Genomic DNA, 611 nt, shown 5'->3' with positions numbered 1-611 from the left:
TTCTAAAATAATAGCCCCGGCAGAATGCATTTCCTGCCATGCAGATTCAACCGTTTCTGGAGTAATGCCGCGACAAGCCGCCCGATTGACGATGACTTTCCAAGCCCCGCCTTTAAGCAACTGTAAAACTGTTGTCTTCACACAATAATCCGTTGCCAAACCGCCGACAATGACCATATCTGCATTTTGACAGCGCAACCATTCGATCAAACCTGTACTGAGCTTTTCTTCAATATCGTGAAAACATGCACCGTAAGGATGTAACTCAGGATCGACGCCTTTCCAAACGCAATAATCGTATTCTTTGGCTGAGGGCAGGCCATCCAACAATTCATAGCCATATGTTCCAACCATCGCATGCGACACCCAAGTCAAATCCGCATCGGGCAAACCCGTCGGTTTCAACATATCAACAGGATTATCCACAAGCCATTTTGCCGCGGCATGATGCGCATCTTTCGTCATTACACGTAAATCCGCCAATGCAGCTTGGGCATTGAGTTCATCCGCAATCAGATGACCTTCGGCAACAGGCAATTCTTTCGGGCACAAAGGTGTAAACGTTTTTTGTGCATCTACATCGATAGAAACAATCATGGATTAATGTAACC

Annotated in this window: 1 protein-coding gene; it reads right to left on the bottom strand. The window is 46.2% G+C overall.

Annotated elements, in window-relative coordinates:
* Window positions 1-597, bottom strand: a 597-nt coding sequence (locus tag ACTHUT_RS21535) for a nicotinamidase (protein WP_440419850.1), incomplete at its 3' end; no start/stop codon positions are given.
* Window positions 598-611 lie beyond the last annotated feature (14 nt).

The sequence above is a fragment of the Neisseria sp. P0022.S010 genome (genome assembly GCF_051956635.1).
This window is presented reverse-complemented; position numbering and strand designations above follow the sequence as displayed.